Source organism: Nocardioides astragali, assembly GCF_024436375.1.
Classification (GTDB): domain Bacteria; phylum Actinomycetota; class Actinomycetes; order Propionibacteriales; family Nocardioidaceae; genus Nocardioides; species Nocardioides astragali.
The window spans coordinates 582,211-596,365 of sequence record NZ_JAFMZM010000004.1 but is presented as its reverse complement, the minus strand read 5'-3'; the positions used below and the strand labels follow the sequence as shown (position 1 = coordinate 596,365).

Annotated in this window: 14 protein-coding genes; 7 read left to right on the top strand and 7 right to left on the bottom strand. The window is 71.4% G+C overall.

Going from position 1 to position 14,155, the window contains the following annotated elements:
• Nucleotides 1-3: 3 nt before the first annotated feature.
• Both J3P44_RS16135 and J3P44_RS16130 read right to left on the bottom strand, forming a co-directional pair.
• Nucleotides 4-363 carry an MmcQ/YjbR family DNA-binding protein gene (locus J3P44_RS16135; RefSeq protein ID WP_255891452.1) on the bottom strand — a complete coding sequence of 120 codons (360 nt, stop codon included), beginning with the start codon at nucleotides 361-363 and terminating at the stop codon, nucleotides 4-6.
• Between the two features lie 23 nt (nucleotides 364-386).
• On the bottom strand, nucleotides 387-950 hold the full coding sequence (locus J3P44_RS16130) for a hemerythrin domain-containing protein (RefSeq protein ID WP_255891451.1): 564 nt from the start codon (nucleotides 948-950) through the stop codon (nucleotides 387-389).
• A 79-nt stretch (nucleotides 951-1,029) separates the two neighbouring features.
• Between J3P44_RS16130 and J3P44_RS16125 the strand changes: the two genes are divergently transcribed.
• Entirely contained in the window at nucleotides 1,030-1,554 is a 525-nt protein-coding gene (locus tag J3P44_RS16125) for a DUF1707 SHOCT-like domain-containing protein (protein WP_255891450.1), read from the top strand.
• Nucleotides 1,555-1,563: 9 nt separating this feature from the next.
• On the opposite strand, the gene uvrB is transcribed toward J3P44_RS16125, so the two are convergent.
• On the bottom strand, nucleotides 1,564-3,693 hold the full coding sequence (uvrB, locus tag J3P44_RS16120) for an excinuclease ABC subunit UvrB (protein WP_255891449.1): 2,130 nt from the start codon (nucleotides 3,691-3,693) through the stop codon (nucleotides 1,564-1,566).
• A 95-nt stretch (nucleotides 3,694-3,788) separates the two neighbouring features.
• Between uvrB and J3P44_RS16115 the strand changes: the two genes are divergently transcribed.
• From J3P44_RS16115 to J3P44_RS16105, 3 genes are all read left to right on the top strand, one after another.
• A complete protein-coding gene (locus J3P44_RS16115; protein WP_255891448.1) occupies nucleotides 3,789-4,616 on the top strand; it encodes an META domain-containing protein in 828 nt (275 codons plus the stop codon).
• On the top strand, nucleotides 4,613-5,416 hold the full coding sequence (locus tag J3P44_RS16110; protein WP_255891447.1) for an aminoglycoside phosphotransferase/kinase family protein: 804 nt from the start codon (nucleotides 4,613-4,615) through the stop codon (nucleotides 5,414-5,416). The genes J3P44_RS16115 and J3P44_RS16110 overlap by 4 nt, the downstream gene beginning before the upstream one ends.
• A gap of 65 nt (nucleotides 5,417-5,481) precedes the next feature.
• Nucleotides 5,482-6,726 (top strand): phospholipase D-like domain-containing protein, encoded by a 1,245-nt coding sequence (locus J3P44_RS16105; protein ID WP_308212275.1) that lies wholly within the window; start codon nucleotides 5,482-5,484, stop codon nucleotides 6,724-6,726.
• On the opposite strand, the gene J3P44_RS16100 is transcribed toward J3P44_RS16105, so the two are convergent.
• The 3 genes from J3P44_RS16100 to J3P44_RS16090 form a co-directional block, all read right to left on the bottom strand.
• Complete coding sequence (locus J3P44_RS16100) at nucleotides 6,686-7,558, bottom strand: hypothetical protein (RefSeq protein WP_255891446.1); 873 nt, start codon at nucleotides 7,556-7,558, stop codon at nucleotides 6,686-6,688. The genes J3P44_RS16105 and J3P44_RS16100 overlap by 41 nt on opposite strands.
• Entirely contained in the window at nucleotides 7,555-9,246 is a 1,692-nt protein-coding gene (locus J3P44_RS16095) for an NAD(P)/FAD-dependent oxidoreductase (RefSeq protein WP_255891445.1), read from the bottom strand. The genes J3P44_RS16100 and J3P44_RS16095 overlap by 4 nt, the downstream gene beginning before the upstream one ends.
• 105 nt (nucleotides 9,247-9,351) lie before the next feature.
• A complete protein-coding gene (locus J3P44_RS16090) occupies nucleotides 9,352-10,287 on the bottom strand; it encodes a DNA-3-methyladenine glycosylase family protein (RefSeq protein WP_255891444.1) in 936 nt (311 codons plus the stop codon).
• Between the two features lie 50 nt (nucleotides 10,288-10,337).
• On the opposite strand from J3P44_RS16090, the gene kynA reads away from it, so the two are divergent.
• On the top strand, nucleotides 10,338-11,204 hold the full coding sequence (gene kynA, locus J3P44_RS16085; RefSeq protein ID WP_255891443.1) for a tryptophan 2,3-dioxygenase: 867 nt from the start codon (nucleotides 10,338-10,340) through the stop codon (nucleotides 11,202-11,204).
• Between the two features lie 57 nt (nucleotides 11,205-11,261).
• Nucleotides 11,262-11,900: a hypothetical protein gene (locus J3P44_RS16080; RefSeq protein ID WP_255891442.1), complete on the top strand. Its 639-nt coding sequence runs from the start codon at nucleotides 11,262-11,264 to the stop codon at nucleotides 11,898-11,900.
• 27 nt (nucleotides 11,901-11,927) lie between these two features.
• Here the strand turns inward: J3P44_RS16080 and J3P44_RS16075 are convergent, their stop codons facing one another.
• Nucleotides 11,928-12,554, bottom strand: coding sequence for an FMN-binding negative transcriptional regulator (locus J3P44_RS16075; RefSeq protein ID WP_255891441.1), 627 nt, complete (start codon nucleotides 12,552-12,554; stop codon nucleotides 11,928-11,930).
• Between the two features lie 70 nt (nucleotides 12,555-12,624).
• Between J3P44_RS16075 and J3P44_RS16070 the strand changes: the two genes are divergently transcribed.
• Entirely contained in the window at nucleotides 12,625-14,151 is a 1,527-nt protein-coding gene (locus tag J3P44_RS16070) for an ATP-dependent DNA ligase (protein WP_255891440.1), read from the top strand.
• The last annotated feature ends 4 nt before the right edge of the window (nucleotides 14,152-14,155 follow it).

Sequence of the window (14,155 nt, the reverse complement as noted above, 5' to 3'; positions counted from 1 at the left end):
AGCTCAGCGTCCTTCCGGGCGGTCCTTCTTCGGCAGCTTGGAGACCACCAGCCGGTAGGACTCCTCGACCGCCTCCACCAGCTCCTCGTCGGGGATCGCTCCCCCGAAGGCGAGGTCGTTCCAACCGGATCGGCCGATGTAGGCCATCACGGTGGCGTCATGGGGATAGCGGTGCAGCCACTCGTCGGCGACGTCGCGGGTCGCGCCGGCCTTCACGCCGACGCCCGTCGCGCCGAGGAACGCGAAGATCTTGCCGCGCTCCCTCGGGCCGACCTTGAAGACCGGGTAGTCGTGGTCCCAGGGGTTGTCGGGCCAGGCGCCGGGGAGCTCGGCGCACAAGGCCTGCATCTGCGTCACGTCCACCCGGCCGTCACCTTCCTCCCGCCTCAGCCCTCGGAGTCCTCCCCCTCGTCGTCAAGGAGACCCTCACGTTCGGCAGCCTCCACGATGCGACGTACGTTGTCGATGTTGCCGCAGTCGGCGTCGAGCTGGGCGTTGCGCTCCGTGGCGAACGCCTCACCGAGGTCAGCGCGGACCTTCTCGCGCACCTCCTCCCGCGCGGGGTTGAGGATGGTGAGCTCCTCCTCGGTCAGGTGGTGGTTGAGGACCTTCGCCAGCTCCTCGACGGCGTCGTCGAAGGCCTGCGTGTCGGTGCCCTTGAGCTCCAGCACCGCCAGCATGGCCTCGTGGCCCTCGGCGTGCTCCTCCTCGCCGTGCTCGGCCTCGTGCTCGCTGATCGCGTCCTTGCGGCGGAGCTGGGGGTAGACGTGCTTCTCCTCGGCCTCGGCGTGCGCCACGTGCAGCGCGGCGAGGGCCCGGCGCACCGCGTCGCGGTCCGAGGTGCTGTCGCGCAGGTCGCGCAGCAGCCCTTCGAAGCGGCGGTGGTCCTCGAGGATCAGGTCGATGACGTCGCCGGAGACCGGGCGACCCAGGTCGATGGGAGTGCTCATGCGAGCGAACCTAGCGAGCACGGGCCCGGACCGGCCAGCGCCTACCTCCCCTGGGGTGGGCCCCGCCTACGATGGCGAAGTGCCAGGCATCGAGGTGTGGAGCCAGTTCGACCACGACCCGCGGATCCCCGCCAACGCGACGATGCGCGCATCGGACCGGGACCGTGGGGTGATCGAGAGCGTGCTCGCCGACGCGTTCGCGGAAGGGCGGCTCACGCACGCCGAGTACGGCGAGCGCTCCGACGCCGCGCTCGCGAGCCGCACCCTGGGTGACCTCCTGCCGCTCGTCGCGGACCTCCCGGTCGCCCGGGCGCCGCGCTCCAGCATCCCGGAGGCAGCGGAACGGGCCTACGTCCAGGCCCGCCGCCAGGCGGTCTGGGGCTTCTTGTCGGCCTCATTGATCTGCTGGGTGATCTGGGTCGCGACCAGCTTCGACGACGGCGGGTTCGCCGTCGGCTTCCCGTGGCCGCTCTTCGTGATGCTGGGCACCGGGCTCAACGCGGGCCGGGTGGCCTGGCAGAAGGACGAGATCATCGAGGAGGAGACGCGCCGCCTGGAGAAGAAGGAGCGCAAGGAGCTCAGGAAGCGCGAGGACGAGGGCTGAGCTCGTTCCTCACTTCGTCGCTTCCATCATCTGGCGCAGCTCCTTCTTGAGGTCGGAGATCTCGTCGCGGAGCCGGGCCGCGACCTCGAACTGCAGGTCGCCGGCGGCCGCCTTCATCTGGTTGGTCAGCTCCTGGATCAGCTCGGCCAGGTCGCTGCTCGGGATGCCGGCCGTGTCCGGCGCCTCGGCGTGGATCCGGGAGAGGGCCGGGGTCGGCGACTTGCCGGCCTTCACCCCACCGGCGCGACCCTTCTGGCCGACGTCGGCCCAGGTCTTGAGCAGCTCCTGGGTGGTCTCGTCCTCGCGGGCGAGCATCTCGGTGATGTCGGCGATCTTCTTGCGCAGCGGCTGCGGGTCGAGGCCGCGCTCGGTGTTGTAGGCGACCTGGATCGCCCGGCGACGGTTGGTCTCACCGATGGCCGCCTCCATGGACGGCGTGATCTTGTCGGCGTACATGTGGACCTGCCCGGACACGTTGCGCGCCGCGCGGCCGATGGTCTGGATCAGCGACTTGTCGGAGCGCAGGAAGCCCTCCTTGTCGGCGTCGAGGATGGCGACCAGCGACACCTCGGGCAGGTCGAGGCCCTCCCGGAGGAGGTTGATGCCGACGAGGACGTCGTACTCGCCGAGCCTCAGGTCGCGCAGCAGCTCGATCCGCTTGAGGGTGTCGACCTCGGAGTGGAGGTAGCGGGTGCGGATGCCGGCGTCGAGGAGGTAGTCGGTGAGGTCCTCGGACATCTTCTTGGTCAGCGTCGTGACCAGCACCCGCTCGCCCTTCTGGGAGCGATCGCGGATCTCGTGGATCAGGTCGTCGATCTGGCCCTTGGTGGGCTTGACCACCACCTCGGGGTCGATGAGGCCGGTGGGTCGGATGATCTGCTGGACCGTGCCCTCGATGCCGCCGGCCTTGTCGAGCTCGTAGTTGCCCGGGGTGGCCGAGAGGTAGATGGTCTGGCCGATCCGGTCGAGGAACTCCTCGAACTTGAGGGGGCGGTTGTCCATCGCGCTCGGCAGCCGGAAGCCGTGGTCGACCAGGTTGCGCTTGCGCGACATGTCGCCTTCGTACATCCCGCCGATCTGCGGCACGGCGACGTGCGACTCGTCGACGACGAGGACGAAGTCCTCGGGGAAGTAGTCGAGCAGGGTGTTGGGCGCGCTCCCGCGCGTGCGGCCGTCCATGTGCATCGAGTAGTTCTCGATGCCGGAGCAGGAGCCGACCTGCCGCATCATCTCGACGTCGTACGTCGTGCGCATCCGCAGGCGCTGGGCCTCGAGCAGCTTGCCCTGCTTCTCGAAGGCGGCGAGCTGGTCGTCCAGCTCGAGCTCGATGCCCCTGATGGCCCGCTCCATCCGCTCGGGGCCGGCGACGTAGTGGGTGGCGGGGAAGACGTGGAGCTCGTGGTCCTCGGAGATGACCTCACCCGTGATCGGGTGCAGCGTCATCAGGCGCTCGATCTCGTCGCCGAAGAACTCGATCCGGACGGCGAGCTCCTCGTAGACGGGGAAGATCTCCAGCGTGTCGCCGCGGACCCGGAACGTGCCGCGGGTGAACGACATGTCGTTGCGGGTGTACTGGATCTCCACCAGCCGACGCAGCACCGAGTCGCGGTCGTGCTCCTCGCCGACCTTGAGCCGCAGCATCCGGTCGACGTACTCCTGCGGGGTGCCGAGGCCGTAGATGCAGGACACCGTCGAGACCACGATCGTGTCGCGGCGGGTGAGCAGGCTGTTGGTGGCGCTGTGGCGCAGCCTCTCGACCTCCTCGTTGATCGAGGAGTCCTTCTCGATGTAGGTGTCGGTCTGGGGGACGTAGGCCTCGGGCTGGTAGTAGTCGTAGTAGGAGACGAAGTATTCGACGGCGTTGTCCGGGAACAGCTGGCGCAGCTCGTTGGCGAACTGCGCGGCCAGGGTCTTGTTGGGCTGGAGCACCAGGACGGGACGCTGGAGCTGCTCGGCCACCCACGCGATCGTCGCCGTCTTGCCCGTGCCGGTCGCGCCGAGCAGCACGATGTCCTTCTCGCCGCCCTTGATCCGCTCGACGATCTCCTCGATCGCCGCCGGCTGGTCACCGGACGGCTGGTAGTCGGAGACGACCTTGAACGGCGCCACCCGGCGCTGGAGATCGGTGATCGGACGCATGCGTCGAGCCTAGACGGGGCCACCGACAGCGCCACCCGAGCTGCTCGTGAGCGAGCCGTGACCCCCTCGTGACCCGCGGCCGCCAGACTTCCTCCATGGGAGCACGACGGGGGCTCGGCGTGGTGGCGCTGGCGATCGCCTTGGCTGGGACCGGGTGCTCGGCCGGCATCGGCGAGCCGGACAGCGGCGACCCGGACTCCGCCCTGGCCGGCACGTGGCTGCTCGTGTCCGGACGGACGGCCGACGGTCCGCTGGTGGTGACGCCCGACACGCACGTCACGCTGACCTTCGACGACGACGGCATGGGCGGCAAAGCGCCGTGCAACGACTACGGCGCCGACTACGAGCTCGACGGCGACTCGTTCGAGGTTCCCGGCTCGGGCATCGAACGGACCCTGATGGGCTGCGGCCAGGAGCCGGAGGCGCTCGAGTCGGCGTACCTCTCCGCGCTGACCGAGGTCGACACGGTCACCCGGGACGGGGACACGCTCACCATGACCGGGGCGGACGACCACCTCGAGCTCCGCCTCCAGGAGCCGTGGCCGCGCGCGGACGTGGTCGACCGGCGGTGGGTCCTCGCCGCGTGGACCGACGACGCGGGTGTCGTCCACCGGCCGACGTGGGAGCGCGGACGGCGACCCTTCGTCCGCCTCGGGCAGGGCGGCGATACCGGTGGACGGATCTCCGCGAGCACCGGCTGCCGGGTGCTGGAGGGACGCTGGCTGGAGTGGCGCGGTGCACCACACGTCGCTCGCGCGGAGTGGCACGGCGAGTGCCCCGATCGGCTGATGGACCAGGAGATGGCCGTCGGCAACGCCCTGTCCGAGCCCGTGCTCGAGGTGCGCGAGCGTGCCGGACGTACGGAGCTGGTCCTCCGCTACGCCCACGGCAACGGTCCGGCCGAGGTCGTCTACCGCCGATGACCCATGGCCCGCCGGACCACGTCCTGGACCTGTTCGCCGCCGACGGGCTGCTCGAGCCGCTCGAGGGCGGTCAGGGCACCAGCTGGCGCGCCGGCGACCTCGTGCTCTCCCCCGGTCGCGACGCGACGCAGCTCGGCTGGCTGGCCCCCGTCCAGGCCCGGCTCGCGGTCCGGCTCGACGAGGAGGCGCCGCGTTCCGTCCGGCTCGCCCTGCCTGTCCCGGCTCGCGACGGCAGGCTGGTCGTCGACGGCTGGGCCGCGACCCGGTTCGAGCCGGGCACGACCCCGTGCCACGACCTGCCGACACTGCGGGCCACCGCCCACCTCCTGCACGCCCGCCTCGCCGGCGCCGTTCCGGTGCGACCCGACGGCCTCGACGCACGCACGGACCGGTGGGCTGTCGCCGAGCGGCAGGCGTACGACGCCGACGCTGCGGTCCGCGCCGCGCGCACCCGGTCCGAACCGGGTCATCGCGACCTGGTCGCCGCGCTGGCTGCTGAGCTGGACGACACCTCCCTCGGCCGGGAGCAGCTCGTCCACGCCGACCTCGCCGGCAACGTGCTGCTGGATGCGGCAGGCACCCCGTTCGTCATCGACCTCTCCCCCGCCTGGCGCTCGCCGTTGTGGGCGGAGGCGGTGTGCGTCCTGGACGCCGGCCTGTGGTTCGGCGCTCCCGCCGACACGCTCGACGACTGGCGATCCGGCCTCCACCGGCAGGCGATGCTGCGGGCCGCGCTCTTCCGCATCCTCGCGGACCAGCCGTGCGACGTCGCACGCTACGCCGCGCTCGGGCTGGCCTGACTCCTCGCCGCGCTTCGGGAGGAAGTGACCACACCTCGCTGGCTGGTGCTGGCTACATTGACCCCGTGACCGTCGCTCGCACGCTGACCGCCGTCCGGCGGACCCTGCTCGGGCTCGTCGGCCTCCAGCTCGGCCTCGCGATCGCGCTGTCGCTCGTCGACTCCTACCGCCGCCGCGGCAAGAAGCCCAAGCCGTTCCCGGTGACCGGCCCGCAGACCGTGCCGGTCGGTGCCGGCGAGATCACGACGTACACCTTCGGGCGCGACCTGTACGACGACATGCTGGCGGCCATCGACGGCGCTCGGAAGCAGATCCTCTTCGAGACCTACATCTGGAAGGGCGACGAGATCGGGTGGAAGTTCAAGACCGCGCTCACCGCCGCCGCCGACCGGGGCGTCGACGTCCACTGCATCTACGACGGCTTCGCCAACATGGTCGTCTCCCCCGCCTTCAAGCGGTTCTCCCCGTCCCTGAAGGTGATGCGATACCCGATCTGGAACGCCGGGCTCCGGGTCTGGGACCTGCGCCGCTACGGCCGCAACCACCGCAAGCTGCTGGTCGTCGACGAGGAGGTCGCCTTCCTCGGCGGCTACAACATCGGCTCGGCGTACGCCACGGAGTGGCGCGACACGCACGTGCGGATCACCGGCCCCGGGGTCTGGGACGTCAAGCGCGCCTTCGCCGACTTCTGGAACCTCAACCGTCGCCGGCGGCTGACGCGCAGCGAGCGACCGCTCCTGCTGGAGACCGCGTCGGACTGGGACCCGCAGATCCGGATCCACCGCAACATCCCGCGCCAGTGGAACTTCCCGATCCGCAGCATGTACCTCGAGGCGATCAACCGGGCGAGCCGCAACATCTGGCTCACCACCGCCTACTTCCTGCCCGACCAGGACTTCGTCGACTCGCTCGCCGAGGCGGCACAGCGCGGGGTCGACGTACGCATCCTGCTGCCGCTGAAGTCCAACCACATCGTGGCGGACTGGATCTCGCGTGGCTACTACGGCCAGCTGCTCGCGTCGGGCGCCCGCATCCTGCGCTTCAAGGACGCCATGGTGCACGCCAAGACCGCGACCATCGACGGCAACTGGGCGACCGTCGGCACCGCCAACATCGACCGGCTCAGCCTCCAGGGCAACTACGAGATCAACCTCGAGGTCATCGACCCGGCCTTCGCCGAGGTGATGGAGGACGTCTTCCGCACCGACGAGACCAACTGCCTCGAGCTCACGCTGGCCGAGTGGGAGGCGCGCGACCTCAACCGCAAGTTCACCGAGAGCTTCCTGGCACCCCTGCGCCCGCTGCTCTGAGCAGCAGGATCCAGGTGGCCACGACGCCGATCCACGCCAGCCCGACGACGTACGCCGCAGCCCGCCAGCCCGACCAGTCGAGCGCATCGCCGTGGCGGAGCAGGGCCACCGACTGCAGCAGGACGAAGGCGGTCCCGGTCAGTCCCAGCGGCCGGACCCGGTGCGCGTCGTCGAGCACGAACGCGTGCGCGGCGGCCCAGCCGAGCCCCACGAGCCAGGCGCCGACCGCCCGCGCCGTCAGAGGGGTCAGCGGCCACGACCAGGCCCCAGCGGCCCACGTGGGCGAGACCAGCAGCGCCGCACCGGCGCCGATCAGCACCACGGCGAGCACCGCCAGGAGGATGCGGAGGCCGGCGGGCAGCGGCCGGCGTACGACGTCCGGGGTAGCCCTCCCCCGACTGCGCTCCTGCAGCACCAGCGCCACCACCATCGCCACCGGGACCCCGGCGTAGATCGCGAGCCATCCCCAGGCGACCAGTCGCGCACTCGTCGGCTGCTCGGCGCCGAGGTGGAACTTGTCGAGGTGGACGAGCGTGACCACGAGGGTGAGCACCGTGAAGACCAGCACGGCCCAGACGGTCAGCCGGGCCCGTCCCCAGCCCGCGGACCGGGCGCCGGCGACCTCCAGCACCGCGCTGGACCAGTAAGCGGCACCAAGGAAGACCGCGGTCATGGGGACGTCGATGGTCCACGAGAACCACTCGTCGGTGCGCGTCGCGAAGACGGTGAGCTGGAGGCCCGCGAGGAAGACCAGGAAGGCTGCCGCAACCAGGATGACGCGCATCGGAGCCGCCACCGGGGTGTCCCTGCGCGCGAGGTGGTCACCGCTCATGACGACGTGGCGGGCGCCGGATGCGCAGCGAGGTAGCCGTGCAGCGTCGCGATGACCGTGGCGCCGTCACCGACCGCGGTGGCGACGCGCTTGATCGACCCCGCGCGGACGTCGCCGACCGCGAAGACACCCGACAGGCTGGTCTCCAACGACAGTCGCATCGTGCCGTCCGTGGCAGTCGTGACCTCGCGCCCGGTACGCACGAAGCCCGCCTGGTCCCGCTCCACCTCGTCCGGGAGCCACGAGGTGCGCGGCATCGACCCGATCAGCACGAACAGCCCGCCCGCGGTGACCTCCTCCGTCGTCGTCCCGTGCGGGTCGCCCAGGGTCAGGCCCGCCAGGCACCCGTCGTCGTCGCTCCGGCCGCCGACCACGGCCGTCCGGTAGCGAAGGGTGACGTTGCGGGTGGCCTCGAGCTGCGAGATGAGGTAGTCCGACATGCTCGCGGCAAGCGACGGCCCGCGGACCAGCAGCGTGACCTGGCGGGCGTACCGGGCGAGGTGGAGCGCGGCCTGCCCGGCCGAGTTGCCGCCACCCACGACGAACACATCCTCGCCGGCCATCGACGGCGCCTCAGCAACGGCAGCGCCGTAGTAGACACCTCGGCCGACCAACGACTCGAGCTCCGGGACGTCGAGGCGGCGGTAATCGACCCCGGTCGCGATCACGACGCTGCGGGCTCGCACCCGGCTACCGTCGCCCATCGAGACCGTGCGGAGCCCACCCTCGGTCCCCAGCGACTCGACCGGCCTCATGAAGCTGTACTCGGTCCCGAACGCCCATGCCTGCTGGAAGGACCGGAAGGCCAGGTGAGCACCGCTGACCCCGCGCGAGAAGCCGGGGTAGTTGCGGATGAGCGAGGACGTGCCGGCCTGCCCGCCGACCGCTTGTTGCTCGACGACCAGCGTCGACAACCCCTCGGAAGAGGCGTAGACGGCCGCAGCCAGTCCGCTGGGACCCGCGCCGACCACCACGACGTCGTACACGCGGTCGGGAGTCAACGGCGCCATCAGGCCGAACGCGTCCGCGATGTCGAGGTCGCTCGGCGCCTCCAGGGTCGTAGGCGGTGAGGTGAAGGCGAGCTGGACGACGGGCAGCTGCGGGTCAGTCAGGCCGAGCCCCGCGAGCAGCCGGGCAGCTGACGCCGTACCGACCTGGTGGAAGCCCACCGGGATGTGGTTGCGTCCGAACGAGTCACGGAGCGAGTGGGTCCGCTCGTCGCGCTGCTCGCCGATGATCCGGACGGCCTCGAAGCCGATGCCCTGGGCCAGGTGCCAGTCGTCCAAGGCGTCGACGACGGCCCCGTGGAACTCCTCGTCGCGGCGGCGCTCGGGCCTCAGCAGCACCAGCTCGGCGTGCCCCTGCCCGATGGCGGCGAACACGTCGGACGTGCTGGCGAAGTCGCCCCACACGGCACAGATGGCTCGCTTGGCGGAGGGATGCAGCGAATAGGCCCGGCGCAGGAAGTCGAGGCCTTCGCGGTCGTCCGGGCCGTAGCAGGCGAGCACCAGTGCGACCTGCCGCTGCCACCGCTTCAGTCCCTCGAGCACGGCTCGCGCGTGGGCGTAGTCCGCGCAGACGACCACCTCGTAGTCGCCTCCGTAGCGCCGCCGTAGCTCCGACTCCAGCACGGTCCTCGTAGCCGCGTCGGTCGTGGCCAGCAGCAGGACAGGATCGACGTCGCTCATCGCCGGCCTCCCTCAATGCCTCCGCAGAGCGTTGACGCTACTCGCGCCCCTCGGGGGTGGCGACCTCAATTCAGGGGGTCTGGACCAGGTCGGGCTGCCGCAGCGTCAGCGCGTCGGGAGGTGCGTCGGGACGTTCATCCGCGGTCCGCGCCTGGGCCGGGCGCGGCCCCCGGCCATCGCCATCGCCGCGGCCCGCCCCCGCTGGGGTCGATAGGGCTCGAGGGCGACGGCCAGCTCGTCGTCGGTGATGTCGCGGCCGAAGAGCGCCCAGCCCACCCAGTTGGCGAGGTGGTAGTCACCGAAGCTCACGGCATCGGGGTCGCCGAGCGCGCGCTGGCGCACCTCCGCGCTGGTCCACACGCCGATCCCGGGCACGGACCGGAGACGGCGGTCGGCCTCGTCGGCGGCCACCTCGGCGATCCGCTCCAGCGAGGGCGCGAGCCGGCACGCCGTGACGACCGTGCGCGAGCGGGCGGGGTCGACCTGGAGCTTGAGCCACTCCCACGACGGGATCGCCGCGATCGTCGCGGGAGCCGGCTGGACCATCAGGCGCAGGGCCGAGACCGGTCCCGGGGCGGGCTCGCCGTGGCGCCGGACGAGCCCGCGGAACGACCCGAAGGCCTGCTTGCCGGTCACCTTCTGCTCGAGGATCGAGGGCACCAGCGACTCCATCACCAGGCCGGTGGCGCCGATGCGCCAGTGCCGGTGGCGGCGCCAGCCCTCGGCGACCTCGGGGTGGAGCGGCTCGAACCCCGTCGGGTCGTCGTCGGCGCCGAGCAGGGACGGCATCCGGTCCAATGCCCACTCCGCGCCCGCGCCCCACGCACGGCCGAGCACGTCGCCCGACGACGGCCGGGGCTGCACGCACAGCGTCGCCGGCCCCAGCGGCGTACGCATGGCGCGCCAGTGGCGTCCCGAGTCCTCGATGCGGTGGGTCGGGTCCCCGCTGCCGCGGCGCTGGACCCGCAGGACCTGCCCCACGGCGCACGGCCAGGACGGCTGCCAGGTGCGGGTGCGCTCGCCACCTGCGAGGGAGGACATGTCACGACCGTAGACGAGACCACCGACCATCGAGCGGCTAGGTTGCAGCCATGGGCGAAGCAGCGGCCGACAACCCCAACCGGCGCGACCTGGAGGAGGGGATCCAGCGCGACTTCTCCCGGTCGATGTCCTACGGCGACTACCTCCGCCTCGACGTGCTCCTCGCCGCCCAACAGCCCCTGTCGGACCCGCCGCAGCACGACGAGCTGCTCTTCATCGTGCAGCACCAGACGAGCGAGCTGTGGCTCAAGCTGATGATCCACGAGCTCCGCTCGGCTCGTGCCCTGATCCGCACCGACGACCTCGCCCCAGCGTTGAAGCGGATGGCGCGGATCAAGCACATCCAGCACACCCTCACCGACCAGTGGTCCGTGCTGGCCACGTTGACGCCGAGCGAGTACGCCGAGATCCGGCCCTTCCTGGCGACCAGCTCCGGCTTCCAGTCGGCGCAGTACCGCGAGGTCGAGTTCCTGCTCGGCAACAAGAACGCCGACATGGTCAAGGTCTTCTCCCACGACGAGTCCGCGCAGGCCGCCCTCGAGGAGCTGCTGCACGAGCCGTCGCTCTACGACGAGTTCCTCGCCCACCTCGCCCGGCAGGGGTACGACATCCCCCAGCGGCTGCTGGACCGCGACTGGTCGCAGCCGCACACGACCGACGACGACCTGGTCCAGGTCTTCGCCGGTGTCTACGCCGCGCCCGCCCAGCACTGGGGCGTCTACGAGACCTGCGAGGAGCTGGTCGACATCGAGGACAACTTCCAGCAGTGGCGCTTCCGCCACCTCCAGGTCGTCCAGCGCGTCATCGGCCACAAGGTCGGCACCGGCGGGTCGTCCGGCGTCGACTTCCTGCGCCGGGCCCTCAGCCTGACCTTCTTCCCCGAGCTCTACGAGGTGCGGACGCGGATCGGCGAGTAGGGTCCGAACGCCGCCGACAGACCCTCGTCACGAGCCGGCCGCCGGTATCGTTCTTGCGTGGATGCCTCGGAGCAGCACCCCGCGCCGGAGCGGGAGATCCTGCGGAGTGGTCCCACTCGAGCGCCGCTGGTCGAGCGGCTCACGCCTGCATGGCGACGGCGCGGCGTCGTCCTCATGGCGTTCCTGCTGGGTGTGATGGGGGGCGGTGGCGCGGCCTGGTGGTGGGACGATCGGTCGTCCCGGGAGGCGAGAGCGCCCTCCCCGACGGCCGCGACCGGTGCCGAGGTGCGGCTCGTCCTCAGCAGAGTGGTCGCGCCGACACGACCGAACGATCGGAACGGCGCCATCGGGACCGATCCGTTGCGGATCGACGCCGTGCTGCTGCACAGTCGGGGTCCCGGCATCACGACAGTGACGAGGATCCACCGCCCCGGCGGAAGCCTCAAGATTCGGGTTCCCGCGCTACCTGTCGAGCTGTCCGTCAACCATTCCTTCGAGCGGATCCGCCTGGAGATCACCCCACGAGACTGCGGGTTCGCGGCCGAATGGACCCCGAGCGCCCAGCCGTTCACCCTCACCTGGCAGGACGACCGCGGAGACATCCACATGGACACCGGCGGAGATCACGACGCGTCGATGGAGCTCGCCCTGATCCGCTACCTCGACGCCGTTTGTGGCGACGGGGCCACGCGCTGACCCCCGGGTGCCGCGGAGCGTCCTCCCTCAGGGGAGGACCAGGCCTTCGGGGTCCTTGCCGTCTGCCGTCAGGCCCGCCGCGACGCCCGCCCGGTCCTCGTCGGAGCGGTTCTGGCTCAGCTTGGCCTTGGCCTCGACCTGCTCCACGACCAGCTCCACGCCGACGATCGCGCGGAGGTTCTTGGTGACGAAGCCCTCGGGCGCGTCGGTGACGTGCCAAGGCTCCTCGCGCGGCTGCTCGTGGCGGTCGCTGAGGCGGGTGACGAGGGCGCGCACCCAGTCGGGGTCGTCGTGGACCCGGATCCGGCCGCGCAGGTGGACCGCGGAGTAGTTCCACGTCGGAACGACCTTCCCGTGCTCAGCCTTCGTGGCGTACCAGCTCGGGCTGACGTAGGTGTCCGGCCCGGTCACGATCGCGAGCGCCGGTGAGCCGTCGATGATCCGTCGCCAGTGGGCGTTGGCGCGGGCGAGGTGGCCGACCAGGCGCTCGCCCTCCCACAGCACGGGCAGGAACGTCGCGTCGGGCAGGCCGTCGTCGCCCACGGTGACGAGCTGCGCGGTGGCGATCTCGTCGACGAACGGGCGTACGTCGTCCGCCACCATCACGTTGAAGTGCGGGACGTAGAGCTGGGGGTCGGTCACGGAGCGGTCCACCTGACCATCCTCCCCCTTCGCCTCCCCCTTCGGGTGAGCCGGTGTCGGTGGCGGGCGGCAGGATGGGGCCATGTTGCTCGCCGACCTCGTCGCGACCTCCACCGCGGTCGCCGCCACCCGCTCCCGCAAGGCAAAGGTGGCCGCGCTCGCGGAGACGCTTTCCCGGGTCGAGCCGGCCGAGCTCGAGGTCGTCGTGTCCTACCTCGGGGGTGCGCTGCGGCAGCGCCGCACCGGTCTGGGCTGGCGCGGGGTGAGCGACCTGCCCGCGCCCGCGGCCGAGCCGTCGCTGACGGTGCTCGAGGTGCACGAGGCCTTCGAGGCGATGGCGGGCCTGGCCGGCCCCGGCTCCCAGCAGGCGCGTCGCGACGCGGTGGTCGCGCTGTTCGGGCGCGCCACGGCCGCGGAGCAGGCGTGGCTGCGGGCAGTCGTGACCGGCAACGTCCGCCAGGGCGCGCTCGACGCGGTGACCCAGGAGGCGGTGGCCCAGGTCGCCGCCGTCCCGCTCGCTGCCGTACGCCGAGCCGCGATGCTCGCCGGCAGCACGGTCGCGGCGGCCGGGGCCGCGTTCGATGGTGAGGAGGCGCTCGCCGCGATCGGGCTCGAGGTGGGCCGGCCGATCATGCCGATGCTCGCCTCCAGCGCGCCCGACGTGACGACGGCGATGACCGGGCTCTCCCCCGACGGCACGACAGTGGTGGCGATCGACGCCAAGCTCGACGGCATCCGGATCCAGGTGCACCGCGACGGCGACGAGGTGCTCGTGGTGACCCGGAGCCTCGACGACATCACCGGCCGGCTCCCGGAGGTGGTCGAGGTGGCGCGGTCGCTGTCCGCGGACCGCTTCGTCCTCGACGGCGAGGCCCTCGCCCTGACCGATGACGGTCGGCCGATGGCCTTCCAGGACACCGCGAGCCGCACGGCCCAGGACTCGGGGGTGACCGTCACGCCCCACTTCTTCGACCTTCTCCATGTCGACGGTCGCGACCTGCTCGACTCTCCCGGCCGTGAGCGGCTCGCGGCGCTGGACGCCCTCGTGCCCGAGCAGCACCGAGTGCGCCGCCTGGTCACCTCCGACCCGGCAGCCGCCGACGCCTTCGCGGCCGAGACTGTGGCAGCCGGGCACGAGGGCGTCGTCCTCAAGGACCTGTCCGCCCCCTACGCCGCCGGTCGCCGGGGCTCTGCGTGGGTCAAGGTCAAGCCGGTCCACACCCTCGACCTGGTCGTGCTGGCGGTCGAGTGGGGATCCGGTCGTCGCGAGGGCTGGCTCTCCAACATCCACCTCGGGGCGCGCGACGACTCCTCCCCGACCGGGTTCGTGATGCTGGGCAAGACGTTCAAGGGCATGACGGACGAGATGCTGGCGTGGCAGACCGAGCGCTTCACCGAGCTCGCCGTCTCACCGGTCGACCGGTCGTCCTACGTCGTCCAGCTCCGGCCCGAGCAGGTCGTGGAGATCGCCTTCGACGGCCTCCAGCGCTCCACGCGCTATCCCGGTGGCGTCGCCCTGCGGTTCGCACGGGTGGTGCGCTACCGCGACGACAAGGGACCCCACGAGGCGGACACCATCGAGATGGTGCGCGCCCACACGGGCGAGTAGGGCG